A 17,083-nucleotide genomic window follows, 5' to 3' on the forward strand; every position below is an offset into this window, starting at 1 on the left:
TGATCCTCCACACACGCGGCGCGGTCGCGCGGCGGAAGGCAGCCGCAGAAGGCAGCGGCAACCAGGAGGCGTCATGGGACACGGACATCACCACCACGGACACGATCACGACCACGGTCACAGCCACAGTCACGATCACGCGCACGAGGCGGCTCCCGCCCTGCCCGCGGCCTTCGACACCTCCGTGCCCGACGAGGCCCTCACCCCCGAGCAGCAGTCCCGCCGCACCTTGCTGCGCCGGGCCGGACTGCTCGGCGCGGGACTCGCGGCCGGCAGCGTCCTCGCCACCACACCGGCCGCCGCCGCTCCCGCCTCCGGCGGCCGGCGGCACGAGGGCTTCCTGTGGCTGGCCGGCGACCACCACATCCACACCCAGTACAGCAGCGACGGCAAGTACCGTGTCGTCGACCAGGTCCGCCAGGGCGCCCGGCACGGCCTGGACTGGATGGTCATCACCGACCACGGCAGCACGACGCACGCCAAGATCGGCGTCGACAAGGTGAACCCGGACATCAGGCAGGCCCGCGCCGCCTACGAGGACACGCTCGTCTTCCAGGGCCTGGAATGGAACATCCCCGCCGCCGAGCACGGCACCGTCTTCGTGCACCCCGGCAAGAACGAGGTCGCCGTCCTCAAGCAGTTCGAGACCGACTACGACGGCAGCGTGAAGAGCGCGAGCGACTCCACGCCCGCCAACGAGGCGCTGGCCGTCGCAGGCCTGAACTTCCTGGCCGAGCAGGTGCAGCGGCGCAAGGTGAAGGACGCGCTGATGCTCGCCAACCACCCGGCGCGGCGCGGTGTCGACTCCCCGCACGAGATCCGCGGCTGGCGAGACGCCACCGGCTCCGGCCGCCAGATAGCCGTCGGCTTCGAGGGCGCCCCCGGCCACCAGGCCGCCGGACTGCCCACGCCCCTGGGCATGGCCCGCGCCCGCGGCATCTACGACAACAGCCCCAGCGCCAACTCCTTCGCCGGCTACCCGCTGGAGAGCTACCGCACCTGGGGCGGCTTCGACTGGATGACCGCCACCGTCGGCGGACTGTGGGACAGCCTCCTCGCCGAGGGCAAGCCCTGGTGGATCACCGCCAACAGCGACAGCCACCAGGTCTACGCCGACACCGCCGTGCGCGGACCCGGCGGCGACTTCAACGCCAACGGCCGCTACGAGGACCCGGTCTACGGCGGCAAGATCGACATCACCCAGGGCGACTACTGGCCCGGCCAGTACAGCCGTACACATGTGGGAGCCGACGGCTTCTCCTACGCCGCGGTCATGGACGGCATCCGCGCGGGCCGGGTCTGGGTCGACCACGGGCAGCTCCTCAGCGGCCTGGACGCGCGGGTCGCGGGCGGCGGCCGGTGGGCCACACTGGGCGGCGCCCTGCACGTGAAGAAGGGCACCAGCGTCACGCTGACGGTCGACGTGGCGCTCGCGGGCGGCCCCAACTGGGCCGGTTTCGTGCCCGAACTGGCGCGCGTCGACGTCATCCAGGGCGATGTCACCGGACCGGTCGCGGACAAGGACACGTTCACCGCGCCGACGGCGAAGGTGGTCCGCTCCTACGAGATCGACAAGTCCTCCGGCGTCGTCCGCCTGACCTACCAGCTCGGCCGGGTGGACCGGCCGCTGTACGTCCGTCTGCGCGGCAGCGACGGCAACCGGAGCGCCGTCGGAGCGATGGGCGCGGCGGTCGACCCGGCGGGTCCGGCGATCGACGTCGTGGGCGACGCCGACCCGTGGCTCGACCTGTGGTTCTACTCCAACCCGATCTGGGTCCTGCCGTCGTGATGCGGTACGCCCTCACGGTGGACCCCGGGGTCCGCGACCTGCGCACGGCCGACCACCTGCTCCGGGAGCTGGCCGCCGAACTCGCCCTCGCCGAGGACGTGTTCGGCTGCACGCACCTGGTGCGCGGTGACCGCCCGCGCGTCGCGCTCTCCCTCGCCCTGCCGTCCGAGCCGCTCCTGAGCACCGTCCGGGAGCGGCTCGCGGCCGAGGGCCATGAGGTGTGCGACGGTCTGCCCGACCCGGCAGGCCGGGCGGTCCTCTACCCGGGAGCCGCCGCCGTCACCGCCACGCTGACGGTCGCGCAAGTGCTGACGCGCTCAGCGATCGACCGCGTGACGGTACTGGGCGCCCCCGGCCCGCCCGCACCCGGCACGTTGCTGGTGACACGCGATCACGTCCGACCGCAATGGCGGGACGGCGAACTCGTACTGACGACCATGCCGGCGGCCGGGGGAGTGCTGGTCCCGTTCGAGGTCCCGGAGCCGACCCCGTGCTGCGCGGACCACTGACCTGCTGCGTAGGCCCACGCCGCTGTCCTGCCCCGCTCCCGCCGTCGCCTGCAGCGGCGGGGGCGGGGAGGCCGGGTCCGTTCGCGACTGCGTCAGGGAGTGAAGATCTGCTCCAGGCTGTCGATGGCTCCGTCCGCGCCGAGGTGGTACTTGAAGACCAGGCCGCTGTCGGGGTGTGCATCCAGCCAGTCCAGGAACTCCTGGACACCGATGTGCTGGTTCTCGGTGCTGGTCACGATGGGGTCGGTGACGGTGATGTACGCCGCCTGGTCCATCGGCAGATAGGTCTCCTTGCCGACGGTCTCGAACGGGGCGCTGTCGGAATCGGGTGTGCCGCAGCCCCAGTTGCCGTGCCGGAAGATCAGGCTCAGGGAACCGCCTTCGGGTGTGTAGCGGGAGACGGCGATCTCGTCCGGCGAGACGGGCATCTTGTGATCGCAGCCGTCGTCCTCACCACCGGTGCCGGCAGCGATCGGCGAGCCCGAGGGTGATGTGGCGGATGCCGGGGGAGGGGTCGCCTTGGAGGCGGGCGGCGTCGAGACCTTGCCGGCGGGCACGGCTGTGGCGGGCGCGGTCGTCTCGGTGCCGTCCCCGGCCTTGGCCGGCGGGGCAGTGGCGGCCGTCGCCGCAGGGCCCGCATCCGAGGAGCCGGAGGAACAGGCGGTGAGCGCCAGGACGCCGGCCGCGCATGCGCTCAGCGCGAGCGTCCGGAGCGCGATCTGTCTGCGGCGACGCGTGACCTTCATGATGTCCCCCGAGGGTGGTAGCAGCGGCCACCTGTGCGGCCGCGTGAGCTGGAGGGACCATATTCAGCCACGCCGCGGCGCATTTGATCACCCTGGTGCCGTCTGTTGCGAATCGGTGACCAGCCCCGCGCAATGTCGTGAGACCGGTTGATGCCAGGAGCGGACGGGGAACCAGCCATGCCGGGCCCGGAAGCCGGCGGCCCTCTTGCAGCACCGCGGAAAACATTGACGGGTGGCGGATGAGGTCACGGCTCACGGGGTGAGGCCACGGCTCACTCGAGGGCGGAGGCACTCTCCTTGCGGCTGGTCGCTGCCCAAGGGCCGAGTGTGAACCTGCCACTGTCCCGCCGCACTTCCAGGGCCCCCGAGCCACCGAAGTGCGCGGGGACGAGCAACTCCCGTTCGTCAGCCGCCCTTCCCAGAATCCGACGGCGGCTGGTCACCGCTTGTTCCGGATCCAGGCAGGCGTTGCTGTTGCAGCAGGGATCAAGGATCTGCACCGGGCTGTGCAGCAGATCTCCGACGAAGACGGCCCGGTCGCTGCCGGATGCGAGCCGCAGTACGGATGAGCCGGGAGTGTGACCGGGTGCGGACTCCAGGGTGAGGTGTTCGTCGATGCGGTGGAGGCCGTCCCACAGCACGGCCTGTCCGGCCTGGTGGATGGGCGCGATGCTGTCTTCGTAGATCAGGCGGTCGACCTCCCGCGCGCCGTTGCCGAACGCGTTGTGCGGACCGTAGTGGAAGTCGTCGGCGGCCGGAATGAGGTACTGGGCGTTGGGGAACGCCGGTACCCACTGCCCGTCCACGTCGACGGTGTTCCAGCCGACGTGGTCGACGTGGAGGTGGGTGTTGACGACGACGTCGACATCCTGCGGGCTGACACCGGCCCTCGCCAGGAGGCCCAGGAAATCGCTGCGGGAGCGGTGGAACGGCCCCATGCCCGGTCGCTCACGCCCATTACCCGCCCCGGTGTCGACCAGGACGGTCCGGCCCGCGCTGCGCAGCACCCAGCTCTGCAGAGCAAGCACCACCAAGTCGCTGTCCGGCTCCCAGTGGTCCGGGGCCAGCCAGTCCTCGTTGTCCTTCCACACATCGGCGGCAGCCCCCGGGAACATGCCGGAGGCCGGCAGGAACGGTTCGTGCCACTCGACAACCCGGACGACCTCGACGTCCCCCAGCACCATGCTCTGCACACTCGCGTTCTCGTTCATCACGCGACCGACGTTAAAGAAGGCCGACCGAGCGCCTCAATATGCATGAAGCTCAAGAAAATACGAATCCGTCTCACCCCTCATACGGCAGATACTCTGCATGGATGGATGTGGTGAGCGATGCGATCTCCGCCGTGCACCTCGGGCACCCCCAATCCCGCCGGCTGCGGACAAGCGGCAGCTGGTGCGTGCGACTTGACCCGTACGACGGGGCGGGCTTCCATATCGTCCTCAAGGGCCGCTGCTGGCTGCTGACCGACGGCAGCGCCCCCACACCGCTCGGCCCGGGTGACGCGGTGCTGCTGCCCCATGGCACGGGCCATGTGATCGCCGATTCCCCGGTCGATGCGGCGGCCGCGCAGAAGAAGGCGGTGCCGTTCGAGCAATGGCTCAAGGAGACACAGCCGCCAACCCGGCCCGACAGCTACGAGACAGAGATGCTCTGCGGCAAGTACCGGCTCGACTGCAGCCGCATGCACCCGCTCATGGCAGAGCTGCCTGAAGTCGTCCATCTGCCCAGCCGAGTAGGCGGCCACCTCGAACTCCGTGCCGCCATCGATCTGCTCGCCGGTGAACTGGACGAGATGCGACCCGGCTCCTGCGTGGCCCTCCCGAGCCTGCTCGATCTCCTCCTCGTCTACATGATCCGCGCCTGGATGACCGAGGCCCCCAGCGGAGCTTGGCCCCGCGTACTGGGCGACCCGGTGACAGCCGCAGCCCTGCGGGCACTGCATTCGAACCCGGCCGCGCCATGGAGCAACGATCGCCTGGCGGCGGAGGCAGGCGTCTCCCGACCCACCCTGGCGCGCCGGTTCACCACCCTGGTCGGACGCCCTCCGATGGCGTACCTCACCTGGTGGCGCGTGATCCGCGCCGCCACCCTGCTCCGCGACACCCCGGACACCCTGGCCACCATCGCCGACCGAGTCGGCTACGGCAGCCCGTACGCGCTCTCACACGCCTTCCAAAGGGAGTTCGGCATCACACCGGGGCGGTATCGAACGCAGGCCGCGGGACGATCCGGTCTCACCGCAAGCCCTTGACTGACAACGCCCACACCCAACCAGGAGACTCCATACGGCTTCTGCGGGTGCCGAGGTCGTAGCGCTGACGCGAATGACGATCCGTGGCTCGCGAGTTGTCGCTGGTTCGGGAGGCGGCCGCATGTTCCGTGCGGGTAGGACGCAACCCCGGTCGTGGCTACCGGTAGTTCGCGATCCGGTGGTAGAGGTCGATGCCGTGTCCGGTGGGACCGCGTCGATCAGTGCCTGTCCTGTGGCCGTCCGGCAGTCAGCGCGCGATGCTGCGCATCAGCCCCTCAAGGTCCCGTTCACCGGCCGGTGTTTGCGCCCCGCTCTGCAGGCCCCCGCTGATCAGGTGTTGAGCGGCCGGCAGACTGACCGTAGAAGCCCAAGCGTCGTTCTCACGGCGGAGTCCTTCCTTGAAGTCGTCGGCGGGCAGCGCGCTCTTGGCTGCTTCGATGACACCGTCCGGCAGCGCGGCGACGTCACGGGCGATACGGTCGACGTACTCGTCGAGTTCGTCGGCCGGCAGGGCCCGGTTGATCCAGCCGTAGGACGCTGCGGTCCCGGCATCGAACAGGTCCGCGGTGAGGATCACCTCGAGTGCGCGATTGCGGCCCACGCGGTCCCGGAGGTACTGCGTTCCGCCTCCGCCGGGGACGATGCCCATGAGCGCCTCGATCTGACCGAGTCCAGCCGTCTCGATGGCGGCGAAAGCCATGTCCGCCGCGGCCACGAATTCAGCGCCGCCTCCGCGGGCCTTGCCGGCGAGCTTCACGATGGTCACCTGGGGCTGGTGGCGGATCAGCTCACCGATCGCCTGGAACACGTTGACGCCCGCCGGCGCGGATGCGGCGAGTTCCCGGAGGGCGTCCGTCTCTTCCCCGATGTGCATGTCCACGTGAGCGATGAAGAATTCCGGGTCGGCGCTCGAGAAGACGATCACGCGGACGGATGGATCGTCCTTGAGGCCGGTCAGCACCGTCCGCAGCTCGCGCATCATCGTCGTTCCGAGAGCGTTCACCGGGGGATTGTCGAGGACGATCCGGGCGACGCCGTGTTCGCTGCTCACGTGCAGGGTCGAGTAGGCATCGTTCGTCATGAGCTCTCCGTTGGTTACTGCTGGGCATGTAGGTTTGCGATGCATACCTACCGTCGGTGACGGCACGACGATGTTCAAGAAGGCACTTTGGGGACACCAAGGATCATGAAGAACACCGATCTGCACGGAGTTGACGCCGAACCGCGGCCGGTTTTCCGGGCGGACTGTCCCAGCCGGCCGATCCTCGATCAGATCGCGGACAAGTGGTCGATGATGGTGATGGCGTTGCTGGAGCGGCCCACCCGGTTCAATGAGTTGAAGCGAGGTCTGGAGGGCGTCACACAACGCGTCCTCACCCAGACGCTGCGCCGTCTCGAGCGCAACGGCATGATTCGCCGCACGGTGCTGCCGACCTCACCGGTCGGCGTCGAGTACTCGCTCACGCCTCTGGGCGAGTCCCTGCGCGAGCCGTTCGGACGGCTCTACGACTGGACCGTGGAGCACAGCGAAGAGATCCGGAGCAGCCAGCGGGCGTACGACACCAGGGCGGACGCTTGACTGCCTTCTTGTCGGGGCGGGTTCCGTACGGGCGGCGGCGGGACCGTAGGCAGGCGACGGCGTCAGCGGGCCGGGCAACGGTCATTGCGATGCAGCAGGGCGAGCGCGTCGAGCGTTCCTCATGCCGAACGCGACAGGAGGACGGCAGCGCCCGGGACAGCGTTCGCGTCGCCTTGCACGGGGCTGGCTCCCTGCCTGCTGGGCGCCACTGGCCGACCGCTCAGTCACGCTTGGGCTCGGACGGCACGGTGCGGCGCCTGATCGTTGCGCAGGTTTGCAGGCGGCCTTACTCGCAGGCCGCGGTCGCGCCCAGGCGGTGAACCGTCGTCACAGCCACCGCACGGCTCGCGCAACCCGGGTGACGACCGCCGCGTAGCCGACGCCGAGTACCAGTGAGGCGAACAGGGCGGTGAGCGGGAAGTCCTCCTGGAGGTAGGGGTAGACCTGGTAGTGCGTCAGGTAGATGTACAGCGAACTGCTCGCCAGGACGCCCGCCAGCGCGCTGATCGGGCCGAGGCTGGGCAGGGTCGGCACCCAGATCAGCAGCCCCAGCTCGGCGATGACGAGGGTCGTGCGCAGGGGCTGGTCCTGGAACAGGCCGGGCACGGTGAGCAGCAGGACCGCCGTCAGCAGGACCCGTTGCCGGACGGTGTCCGCCCGCGCGGCCGCCCACCCCAGTGCGAACAGCCAGAAGACCACTGAGGGGCTCAGCTGGGGACGAGCGGACGCCAGGCCGAGCAGGTCGTAGCGGCCGACCAGGCTGATGGCCATGAGCGCCAGCGGCACGCCGAACACGTGGCGCCGCTCCAGCCGGTCCAGCAGCGGTACGGCCATGAGGAGGGCCAGGGCGATCAGGAAGTAGACGAGGGCCTCCACGAACCAGTAGGCCCAGTCGAAGCGGTCGTTCCCCTGGTCGAGAAGGGTGTTGAGGAGCAGGGCGTTGGCGGGGTCGTAGAAGTCGGTCAGGAGTACCGCGCCGGTGATCCACGCCATGCTCGGCACGGCTATGCGGGCGATGCTGCGCCACAGGCGTCGTACGCGCTGGCGGCGTGGGGCGTCGGTCAGGAGGAAGCGGGCGAAGTTGTAGCCCGCCACGCCGATGAGGATGTGGGCGAAGCCCTTGATGTCGAAGATCCGGATGTGTGAGCCGACGATGAGGACGATTCCGACGGCGCGCAGGACGACGCCGGTCTCCAGGGTGCGGCGGGTCCGCCAGGAGTCGGGGCTGGTCCAGGTGCGCAGTGCCCTGCGGAGCCCGCGCCCCGGCCGCGGCACGGATCCGCCCCGTGCGTCCGGCGTCTGCTGCACGGGCGCGATCAGGGACCGCAGATCGCGGATGGTTCTCGTGTGCCAGTCGGCGGGCAGGTGGCCCAGCGCCTCCTCCAGGCGCAGGGACATCTCGACGTAGGACAGCGAGTCGCCGCCCAGGCCGACGAAGCTGCTGTCCTCGGTGACGTCGGCGCGGTCGAGGATCTCCGCGTAGAGCCGGATCAGATCCTCGGTGGGACCGGGTGCCGGTGCTGTCTCCTCGGCGGGGCGCGTCAGGCGCCGTACGGCTTCGTAGTCGGGCTTGCCCGAGGCCAGGCGGGGCAGTTCGGCCACGGCCCGGACCCGTAGGGTGCGGGCCGGGAGTCCGTACTCCTGCGCGATCAACCGGCGGATGTGGGATTCCGCGCCTGCTTTTCCGAGCGCGGCCACGGCCAGCGCCTCCTCGTCCCCCGCGCAGTACGCGGCGACGCCGTGTTCCTCGAGCAGCGTCTCGATGCGCTGCGGGTCGATCCGCAGGCCGAGGATCTTCACGAAGCGGCTGCGGCGGCCCACGATGTCGTACAGCCCGTCGGGAGCGCGCCGGGCGAGGTCTCCGGTGTGCAGGTCCTCGACGGTCCGGCCGAGGGCGAGGTCGGCAGGGCTCGCGGCGTAACCGAGCATCACGTTCGGGCCGCTGTAGACGAGTTCGCCGACGTCCGGGTCATGGCCGTCGACCGGTTGCAGCCGGAAGGAGCCGCCGGGTATCGGCACGCCGATGGCCTCGGGGCGCGCGGCGGCCAGGTGTGGCGGGAGATAGGCCATCCGGGCCGTGGCCTCGGTCTGCCCGTACATCACGAACAGCTGCCAGCCGGAGCGGGCACCCAACTCGGCGTACCGGGCGACGCGTTCCGGCGCGAGCCGGCCCCCGGCCTGGGTGACGCGGCGCAGGTGGGGCAGTTCCATCTGCTCGAACCCGACCCGGTCGAGCAGTTCGAAGGTGTACGGCACGCCGGCCAGCGAGGTGCCGCGGCCGGTGCGGAACTCCTCCCAGAAGGCGGTGTCCGACACCGACCGTTCGGTGAGGACGAGACCGGCGCCGCGCAGCAGGTGGCTGTGGATGACGGACAGGCCGTAGCAGTAGTGCATGGGCAGGGTGGTGGCGGCCCGGTCGGTGTCGTCGATGCCGAGGTAGGCGGCGATGGACTCGGCGTTGGCCTGGAGGTTGTCGTGGGAGAGCCGTACCAGTTTGGGCGAGCCGGTCGAGCCGGAGGTGCTCAGCAGCAGGGCCAGGTCCGGGTGGAGGGTGTGGGCGCTCGTGGGGTGCCGCTCGTCGAGGGTCCAGGTCCCGTCGGTGTGCGGGTGGGCCACGACGTCGGGGGCGTACGCCTCGGTCAGCGTGCGGATCGTGCTTTCGCTGTCGCCCGGGACCAGCAGGACGGGGTGGCCGGCGGACAGGGCGGCCAGGTGCGTGACGAGCGCGTCGATCCGGTTGGCGCCGGCCAGCAGCACCAGCCGCCGTACAGGTCCGAGGCGCTCGGCGGTGACGGCCACGCGGTCGGCCAACTCGCGATACGACAGCTGCCCCTGTGCCGTGATGAGAGCGGTGCGGTCACCGTAGGCCGCGAGTTCGCGTGCGAACGGCACGCTCTTCGGCCGCGGGAGCGGTGGGGCGGGGAGGGGCGGGGAGGAGTGGATCACGGCGTGGCCTTTCTGCGGCCAACGTCCGCTTTAGTAACCCTTGACTATTAGGCTAGGTTTACCTTATTCATAGCGTGGCCGTAAACAAGCCACAGCAAAGTCACAGCATCGCTTCGCTCATCGCTCTCCACCGACAGGACCGGCGGCATGCAGGCGAGCCCCGCAGGAAGGCACACACACCATGCGACGCCCCACGGCTCGTCGGATCACCGCCCTGGTCACAGCCGGTCTTCTGCTTCCCGCCCTCGCCGCCTGCGGTTCCGATGACAAGGACGGGGAGAGCCGCAGTGGCGACTCCTCCCTCGTCATCTACTCCGGCCGTAACGAGAAGCTCGTCAAGCCACTTCTGGACAAGCTGGAGAAGGCGGTCGGCACCAAGGTCGAGGTGCGTTACGGCGACAGCGCGGAACTCGCCGCGCAGATCCTGGAGGAGGGCGACCGCACCAAGGCCGGGCTGTTCTTCTCCCAGGACGCCGGCGCCCTGGGTGCCCTCTCCAAGGAAGGCATGCTGCAGAAGCTCCCGCAGGCGACCCTGGACCAGGTCGACGACTCCTACCGCGGCTCCGACGGCGACTGGGTCGGCCTCTCCGGGCGCGTCCGTGTCATCGCCTACAACCCGGACAAGGCCGCTGAAGGCGAGGTCCCGGACAGTGTCTTCGACGTGGTGAAGCCGGAGTGGAAGGGCAAGGTCGGCTTCGCGCCCACCAACGCCTCCTTCCAGGCGTTCGTCACCGGTATGCGGGTCCTGAAGGGCGACGACGTCACCCGCAAGTGGCTCGAGGACCTGAAGGCGAACGGCGCCAAGACCTACGCCCACAACCTCGCCACCCTGGACGCCGTCGAGGCCGGCGAGGTCTCCCTCGGACTGGTCAACCACTACTACTGGTACGAACGCGTCGCGGAGAAGGGGGAGGACAAGGTCAACGCCAAGCTCAAGTTCCTTCCCGGCAAGGACCCCGGTGCGCTGATCAACGTCGCGGGCGCCGGCATCCTCAAGGACGGCGGGCAGGGCGCGACGGCGCAGAAGGCGGTGGACTACCTGCTGTCGAAGGAGGCGCAGACCTACTTCGCGGGCGAGACGAAGGAATACCCGCTGGCCGCGGGCGTCACCAGCACGGTCGAGGGCCTGCCGCCGTTCGAGTCCCTTCAGTCCCCCGACATCGACCTCGGCAAGCTGGAATCCCTGCAAGAGACGCTGGCCATGCTCCAGGACGTCGGACTGGTCTAGCCGGTCGTGCCCACATCACCGTCCTCCGCGCTCCCGACCGAAGCACCCGTCGCTCCGGTCGGGGGTGAGCCGGAAAGCAGGCCGGACAGGGGCCGCGGACGAGCAACCCGCCTGGCGGGACGACTCGTCACGGCCGGTCGCAGACCGCCCCTGATCCTGGTCGTCCCGGCCTGCGTGGCCGCCCTCTTCGCCCTGCTGCCCCTCGGTTATCTCGCCGTGCGGGCCCTGGAACGCGGTCCCGCCTTCGCCTGGGACGTCGTCGCCGACGAACGCACCCTGGATCTGCTCGGCCGCAGCCTCTGGCTGACCGTCGTAGTCGTGGCGGCCTGCCTGGTGCTGGGTGTCTCGCTGGCCTGGCTCACCGTCCGTACCCGGCTGCCCGGGGGCCGCGCGTGGTCCGTGCTGGCCACACTGCCGCTGGCCGTGCCGAGCTATGTGGCCGCCTTCGCCTGGCTGTCGGCCGAACCGGACCTCGCCGGTTTCGGCGGGGCCGCGCTGGCGCTGACCCTGGTCAGCTTCCCGTACGTGTACCTGCCGGTCGCCGCCGCGCTGCGGGGCATCGACCCCGCGCAGGAGGAGGCCGCGCGCTCCCTCGGCCACGGCCCGCTCAGCACCTTCCTCCGCATCACGCTGCCGCAGCTGCGACCGGCCGCGGCGGGCGGCGCCCTCCTCGTCGCGCTGTATGTGCTCTCCGACTTCGGCGCGGTCTCGCTGATGCGGTACGACACCTTCACCCGGGCCATCCACACGTCCTACCGCGCCTCGTTCGACCGCACCCCGGCCGCCGCGCTCAGCGTCGTCCTCGTGGTCATGACGATCGCGCTGGTCGCCGCCGAAGCCCGCACCCGGGGCCGGGCCGGGCACGCCAGGACCGGCACGGGCACGGCCCGCCCCTCCGTTCAGATCGCCCTGGGCCGCTGGCGGCCCGTCGCCCTGCTGTGGTGCGGGACGGTGACCGCCGTCGCCGTCGCCTTCCCGCTGGGCACCCTCGGGTACTGGCTGGCGGTCGGCAGTTCGGCCACCTGGGACCTGACCGGGCTCGGCCAGACCGCTTGGGCCACGTTCGGGGTCGCGGCGGCGGGCGCGGGTCTCACCACGCTCCTCGCCCTGCCGGTCGGGGTGATCGCCGCCCGGCACCGAGGCCGCGGCGCACGCCTGCTGGAACAGGCGGCCTACGCAGGCCACGCGCTGCCCGGCATCACCGTCGCCCTCGCGCTGGTCTTCTTCGCCGTGCGCTACGCCTACCCGCTCTACCAGCAACTCCCGCTCCTGGTAGGTGCCTACGCGGTCCTCTTCCTGCCGGTCGCGGTGGCCGCCACCCGCGCGGCCGTGCTTCAGGCGCCGCCCGTCCTGGAGGACGTGGCCCGATCCCTCGGGCGACGGCCGTGGCAGGTGCTGCGCGAGGTCACCGTGCCGCTGGCCGCGCCCGGCGTGGCCGCCGGGGCCGCGCTCACCTTCGTGGTCTGCATGAAGGAACTCCCCGCGACCCTCCTGCTGCGCCCCACCGGCATGGACACCCTCGCCACCCGGCTGTGGACGGAGACCGGCGCCGGATCCTTCGCGGCCGCCGCCCCCTACGCCGCCGCGCTGATCCTGCTGGCCGCCGTCCCCTCGTACCTCCTAGGCAGGCACCGGACATGAACGCACTGCACGTCGAAGGACTCACCAAGTCCTACGGATCCGGAGAGCCGGTCCTGCACGGACTCGAACTCACCGTCCCCGCAGGCGCGCTGGCCGCCGTCCTGGGCCCGTCCGGCTGCGGCAAGACCACCCTCCTGCGGATCATCGCCGGCTTCCTGCACGCCGACGCAGGCTCCGTCCGCCTCGGCGACCGCACCCTCGTCGGCTCCGGCGTCCACCTGCCGCCGGAACGCCGCCGCATCGGCATCGTCCCCCAGGAGGGCGCCCTCTTCCCGCACCTGAGCGTCGCTCGCAACGTCGCCTTCGGACTGACCGGCACCGACCGCGCCGAACGACGGCGCCGCACCGAGGAGATGCTGGAGCTGGTCGGACTCGCCGGATACGGCGACCGCATGCCGCACGAACTCTCCGGCGGCCAGCAACAACGCATCGCCCTCGCCCGCGCGCTCGCCCCTCGCCCCGGGCTCGTGCTCCTGGACGAGCCCTTCAACGCCCTCGACAGCGCACTGCGGACGGGACTGCGGTCGGACGTACGGGCCGCGCTGCGGGCCACCGGCGCCACCGCCCTCCTCGTCACCCACGACCAGCAGGAGGCCCTGTCCACCGCCGACCTCGTCGCCGTCGTACGGGACGGCCAGGTCGCCCAGTGCGACACCCCGCAGAACCTCTACGGCCGCCCCGCCGACCCCTGGATCGCCGACTTCGTCGGCGACGCCGTCCTGCTCCCCGCCACCGTCGACCCCGACGGCACAGCGCGAACCGCCCTCGGCCCCCTACCCCTTGCCGCCCCACCCGCCGGCCTCCGCGCCGGCACCGTCCTGCTCCGCCCGGAACAACTCCGTCTCACCGACACGGACTCCGACGGCGCGGTCAACGGCACGGTGACCGACATCTGCTACTACGGCCACGACGCCATGGTCACCGTAGCCGTCGAAGGCCACGACATCCCTGTCGCCATCCGGGTCGCGGGACCTCTGCCGGTCGGCCCGGGGGAGGAGACGGGCGTCCGCGTCGTCGGCGAAGCCGATCTTCACGCGTAGCGAGGTGCCGCTGAGGCTTACCGCTGCGCCGTGGACCCCACCGCGAGGCGCCGCAGGATGGGCCGCGCGGCCGGTCGGCGGGATCGGCGTCGCGCTCGTTCCCGCCCGCTCCGCGAACGGCTGCCGATGCCCCGAGGCGCGGTCCTTCTACGACCTCGTCGGGACCCGGGCCAGTTACTGCACCGGTCCGCCCGGTGTCACGGGAGTTCGCTGACGCGGTCGGTGCCCGGAGGGGTGACCGGGCTACTGGCCGTGAGGTACTCGGTCAGGGCCGCGATGTCGTCACCGCCACCGACGGTGTTCCTGCCCTGGGCGAAGGTGGTGAAGCCGTCGCCGCCCGCCGCGAGGAAGGTGTTGGCGGCCACCCGGTACGTGGTGTCCGGGTTGAGGGTCTCGCCGTTGAGCTTGATCGACGCCGGGTCGATACGGTCGCCGACCGGACCGCCGCGGGAGTAGGAGTAGGTCAGCCCCTTCGAGACGCCCAGGATGAGCGTGGGCGCCCGGGTGCCGGAGTCGTTGAACTGCTCCTCCAGGATCTTCTCGATCTGCGCTCCGGTCAGGTCCACGGTCACCAGGGACCCGGCGAAGGGCTGCACGGCGAACGCCTCGGCGTAGGTGATCTCACCGGGTGCCTCGCCGCCCGTCGACGTGGCGTACACCAGGTCCGCCCTGACCCCGCCGGGGTTCATCAGCGCGATCTGGGCCCCGCCCTTGTCCGTCGCCGAGGTAGCCGCGAGCTGCGCGTCGGCGACCAGGTTCGCGAGGTCGGACTCGGCGTCGCGGGTCTCGGAGCGGGTGATGTCGGCGGTGACGCTGCCGACGACCCGGTTGGCCAGGGGCGCGGAGAGGGCCTTCCACTTGGCGATGACCTCGCTCTGGTCGGCGTCCTTGGTGCCGGTGCGGGTGACGAGGTGGTTCATCGCGGCGACCCGGTCGCGTACGACGTCGCCGGTACGGCGGTCGACGGTCAGCCGGGTCTCGGTGACCACCCGGCCGAAGGAGGAGGCCGAGGTGACCATGCGCGTCTTGCCCGCCGGGTCGGGCAGCGAGCAGATGTACGGCTGGTGGGTGTGGCCGGTGACCACGGCGTCGATCGCCGGGTCCAGGTTCTTCGCGATGTCGACGATCGGCCCGGAGATCCCGTCGCACCGGCCGTAGCTGCCGGCCTGGATGCCGCCCTCGTGCAGCAGCACCACGATGGCCTCGACGCCCTGCTCGCGCAGCTTGCTCGCGGCCGCGTCGGCGGTCCGGACCTCGTCCAGGAAGCGCACGGACTTGATCCCCGACTGGCCGGTGGCCTCGGGGGTCCCCTCCAGGGTCATGCCGATGAAGCCGACCTTGACTCCGTCGACCTTCTTGATCCAGGTGGGGGCGAGGAGCGGCTCACCCGTCGTACGGTCGATGACGTTGGCCGCGAGCCAGGGGAACTGCGCCCCGTCGTACGGCTCGTCCTTGATGTAGCAGCCGTCCTTCGGGTGGCAGCCGCCGTGCTGCATACGCAGCAGTTCCTCGGTGCCCTCGTCGAACTCGTGGTTGCCGACGCTGGTGACGTCCAGGTGCAGCTTCTCCATGGACTCGACGGTCGGCTCGTCGTGGAACAGTCCGGAGAGGAAGGGGCTGGCGCCGATGATGTCGCCCGCGGCGACGGTCAGCGAGGCGTCGGTGCCCTCGCGGAGCTGGTTCAGCCTGGTCGCGAGGTACTCCGCGCCACCGACGGTGGTGGACTTCGGGTCCAGCTTGGAGCCGAGGTTGGCGTCCCGCCCGGTGGGCGGTTCCAAGTTGCCGTGGAAGTCGTTGAAGGACAGCAGCTGGACGTCGGCCGTCCGCGCGGGCCTCGGCGCGGTGGGGAAGGTGCGGGTGTACGACGCCCAGAGCTTGATGTCCTTGCCGTCCGTGCGGCCGTTGCCGTCGAGGTCACCGGCCGGGCCGGCGCCGGGGAGGGCCGCCAGGTCCTTGCCGTTCACGGCGTTGTCGCCGTTGATGTCCGGGGTGTGGGCGGCGAGCAGCCCGGGACGGACGGAGAGCAGGTGGAACTTGGTGACGCCGGCGTTGAAGCCGAAGTTGTCGTCGGAGACGAGGACGAGGGAGCGGGAGCCATCGGGCAGGGGCGGGCCCCAGGTGACGCCCTCGACGTTGTCGGCGTCGGTACCGGTGGTGGTGAAGTCGTACAGGAGCTTCTTCGCCATCGGCTTTTCCGAGCCGGACAGCCTGTCCTTGCCGCCGACGTCGGTGGCACCGACGGTGCTCGTCCAGTACAGGCGGATGGAGAAGCCGACTCCGGAGGCGAAGGAGCGCTCGACGGTGATGTAGTCGGTCTCGTTGATCGCGAGGATCTCGGAGACTCCCCGGTCCGCGGAGTAGGTGCCGACGGGGGCGGGCAGCGGGGCGGTGGGCGCGTCGGAGATCGGGTCGACCTCGTAGACGTGCTCGGCTACGGCGGCTCCGGTTTCGCGGTCCGTCACCAGCAGCCGGGACGGGCTCTTGGCCGTCAGCCCTGCCGCGGGGCCGTCCTGGACGAGGGCGTTCTCCGTGACGGTGACGGCCTTGCTGCCGTCCGGGGAGAGGGTCAGGCCTTCGAGGGCCTGGTTGTTGCGGACCCCCGAGATGAGCGTTCCGGAGGCGGACTTCACCGGCGTGTACGCCTTGGGCAGCGGCAGTTCACGTTCGTAGCCGCCGGAGGCGTTCGCCTCGCGGACGAAGGCGGGCTGTCCGGCTGAGGAGGCACCCTCGCTCGTCCACAGCAGGCCCTTGCCGCCCGGTGTCCAGCGGATCGCCTCGGGGTCGACCTGCTTGGCCGCGAAGGGCTCGCCGGTGGTGTCGTCGAGCACCGTGAGGCCGTCGAGGTCGGGCTTGTCGTGCGCGAACCCGGTTCCGTCCAGGGGGAGTTGCAGGGTGTAGTAGCGGGCCTTGCCGTTCTCCGAGCGGTCGTCGCTGAGGGCGACGTACGTGTCGGACTTCTTGTCGTAGTCGATGCCGGACAGCCCTCCGAAGGGCATGCCGAACTCGGTCGTCCCGGCGGGCACGGTCAGGGTGTCCAGCAACCGTATGCCGTGCTGCTCGACGGCATCGGTGGCACCGGGCTCGGCGGCGAACCCGCCGGTGGCGGCCAGTCCGCCGAGGAGCCCGGCCGCGGTGAGACCGGCGGCGAGCGTGCGTCTGCGACGTGTTCGAAGTCTGTGTCGCATGAGGGTCCTTCCACTCTGTCCGAGAGGTGGTCGTGCAGGGAGTGAACTGCCGGCAGGCAAGGGTGGGTCCAGCCCTCGGCCGTCGGCCGGGGCGGACTGTGTCGGTTGGGGTGTGGGTGGGCCGCTCAGCGGCCCGAGGGAACGGGCGCCGGAGCGAGGCGCGGCG

Annotated in this window: 12 protein-coding genes; 7 read left to right on the forward strand and 5 right to left on the reverse strand. The window is 70.7% G+C overall.

Annotation, left to right across the window (positions count from 1 at the left end; translation table 11 throughout):
* Positions 1-73: 73 nt before the first annotated feature.
* Both PH203_RS30300 and PH203_RS30305 read left to right on the forward strand, forming a co-directional pair.
* On the forward strand, positions 74-1,789 hold the full coding sequence (locus tag PH203_RS30300) for a PHP domain-containing protein (protein ID WP_289923894.1): 1,716 nt from the start codon (positions 74-76) through the stop codon (positions 1,787-1,789).
* Positions 1,789-2,298 (forward strand): hypothetical protein, encoded by a 510-nt coding sequence (locus tag PH203_RS30305; protein WP_289923896.1) that lies wholly within the window; start codon positions 1,789-1,791, stop codon positions 2,296-2,298. The genes PH203_RS30300 and PH203_RS30305 overlap by 1 nt, the downstream gene beginning before the upstream one ends.
* A gap of 92 nt (positions 2,299-2,390) precedes the next feature.
* Here the strand turns inward: PH203_RS30305 and PH203_RS30310 are convergent, their stop codons facing one another.
* A complete protein-coding gene (locus tag PH203_RS30310) occupies positions 2,391-3,044 on the reverse strand; it encodes a hypothetical protein (protein ID WP_289923897.1) in 654 nt (217 codons plus the stop codon).
* 272 nt (positions 3,045-3,316) lie between these two features.
* The gene (locus PH203_RS30315; protein WP_289924002.1) at positions 3,317-4,255 is read right to left on the reverse strand and encodes an MBL fold metallo-hydrolase; all 939 of its coding nucleotides are present in this window, start codon (positions 4,253-4,255) and stop codon (positions 3,317-3,319) included.
* Between the two features lie 104 nt (positions 4,256-4,359).
* Here PH203_RS30315 and PH203_RS30320 point away from each other — a divergent pair, with 104 nt between their 5' ends.
* Entirely contained in the window at positions 4,360-5,298 is a 939-nt protein-coding gene (locus PH203_RS30320) for an AraC family transcriptional regulator (RefSeq protein WP_289923898.1), read from the forward strand.
* A 247-nt stretch (positions 5,299-5,545) separates the two neighbouring features.
* On the opposite strand, the gene PH203_RS30325 is transcribed toward PH203_RS30320, so the two are convergent.
* Complete coding sequence (locus PH203_RS30325; RefSeq protein ID WP_289923899.1) at positions 5,546-6,457, reverse strand: enoyl-CoA hydratase/isomerase family protein; 912 nt, start codon at positions 6,455-6,457, stop codon at positions 5,546-5,548.
* 27 nt (positions 6,458-6,484) lie between these two features.
* Here PH203_RS30325 and PH203_RS30330 point away from each other — a divergent pair, with 27 nt between their 5' ends.
* Positions 6,485-6,877, forward strand: coding sequence for a helix-turn-helix domain-containing protein (locus tag PH203_RS30330; protein ID WP_289923900.1), 393 nt, complete (start codon positions 6,485-6,487; stop codon positions 6,875-6,877).
* A gap of 327 nt (positions 6,878-7,204) precedes the next feature.
* Here PH203_RS30330 and PH203_RS30335 read toward each other — a convergent pair whose 3' ends face one another.
* Positions 7,205-9,769, reverse strand: coding sequence for an AMP-binding protein (locus PH203_RS30335; RefSeq protein WP_289923902.1), 2,565 nt, complete (start codon positions 9,767-9,769; stop codon positions 7,205-7,207).
* Positions 9,770-10,004: 235 nt separating this feature from the next.
* Here PH203_RS30335 and PH203_RS30340 point away from each other — a divergent pair, with 235 nt between their 5' ends.
* From PH203_RS30340 to PH203_RS30350, 3 genes are all read left to right on the forward strand, one after another.
* Entirely contained in the window at positions 10,005-11,051 is a 1,047-nt protein-coding gene (locus PH203_RS30340) for an iron ABC transporter substrate-binding protein (protein ID WP_289923905.1), read from the forward strand.
* A gap of 174 nt (positions 11,052-11,225) precedes the next feature.
* On the forward strand, positions 11,226-12,692 hold the full coding sequence (locus PH203_RS30345; protein WP_289923906.1) for an iron ABC transporter permease: 1,467 nt from the start codon (positions 11,226-11,228) through the stop codon (positions 12,690-12,692).
* On the forward strand, positions 12,689-13,732 hold the full coding sequence (locus PH203_RS30350; protein ID WP_289923907.1) for an ABC transporter ATP-binding protein: 1,044 nt from the start codon (positions 12,689-12,691) through the stop codon (positions 13,730-13,732). Before PH203_RS30345 ends, PH203_RS30350 begins: the two co-directional genes overlap by 4 nt.
* A gap of 197 nt (positions 13,733-13,929) precedes the next feature.
* Here the strand turns inward: PH203_RS30350 and PH203_RS30355 are convergent, their stop codons facing one another.
* Positions 13,930-16,917, reverse strand: coding sequence for an esterase-like activity of phytase family protein (locus tag PH203_RS30355; RefSeq protein ID WP_289923908.1), 2,988 nt, complete (start codon positions 16,915-16,917; stop codon positions 13,930-13,932).
* Positions 16,918-17,083: the final 166 nt, after the last annotated feature.

This window comes from Streptomyces sp. S.PB5, assembly GCF_030403745.1.
Classification (GTDB): domain Bacteria; phylum Actinomycetota; class Actinomycetes; order Streptomycetales; family Streptomycetaceae; genus Streptomyces.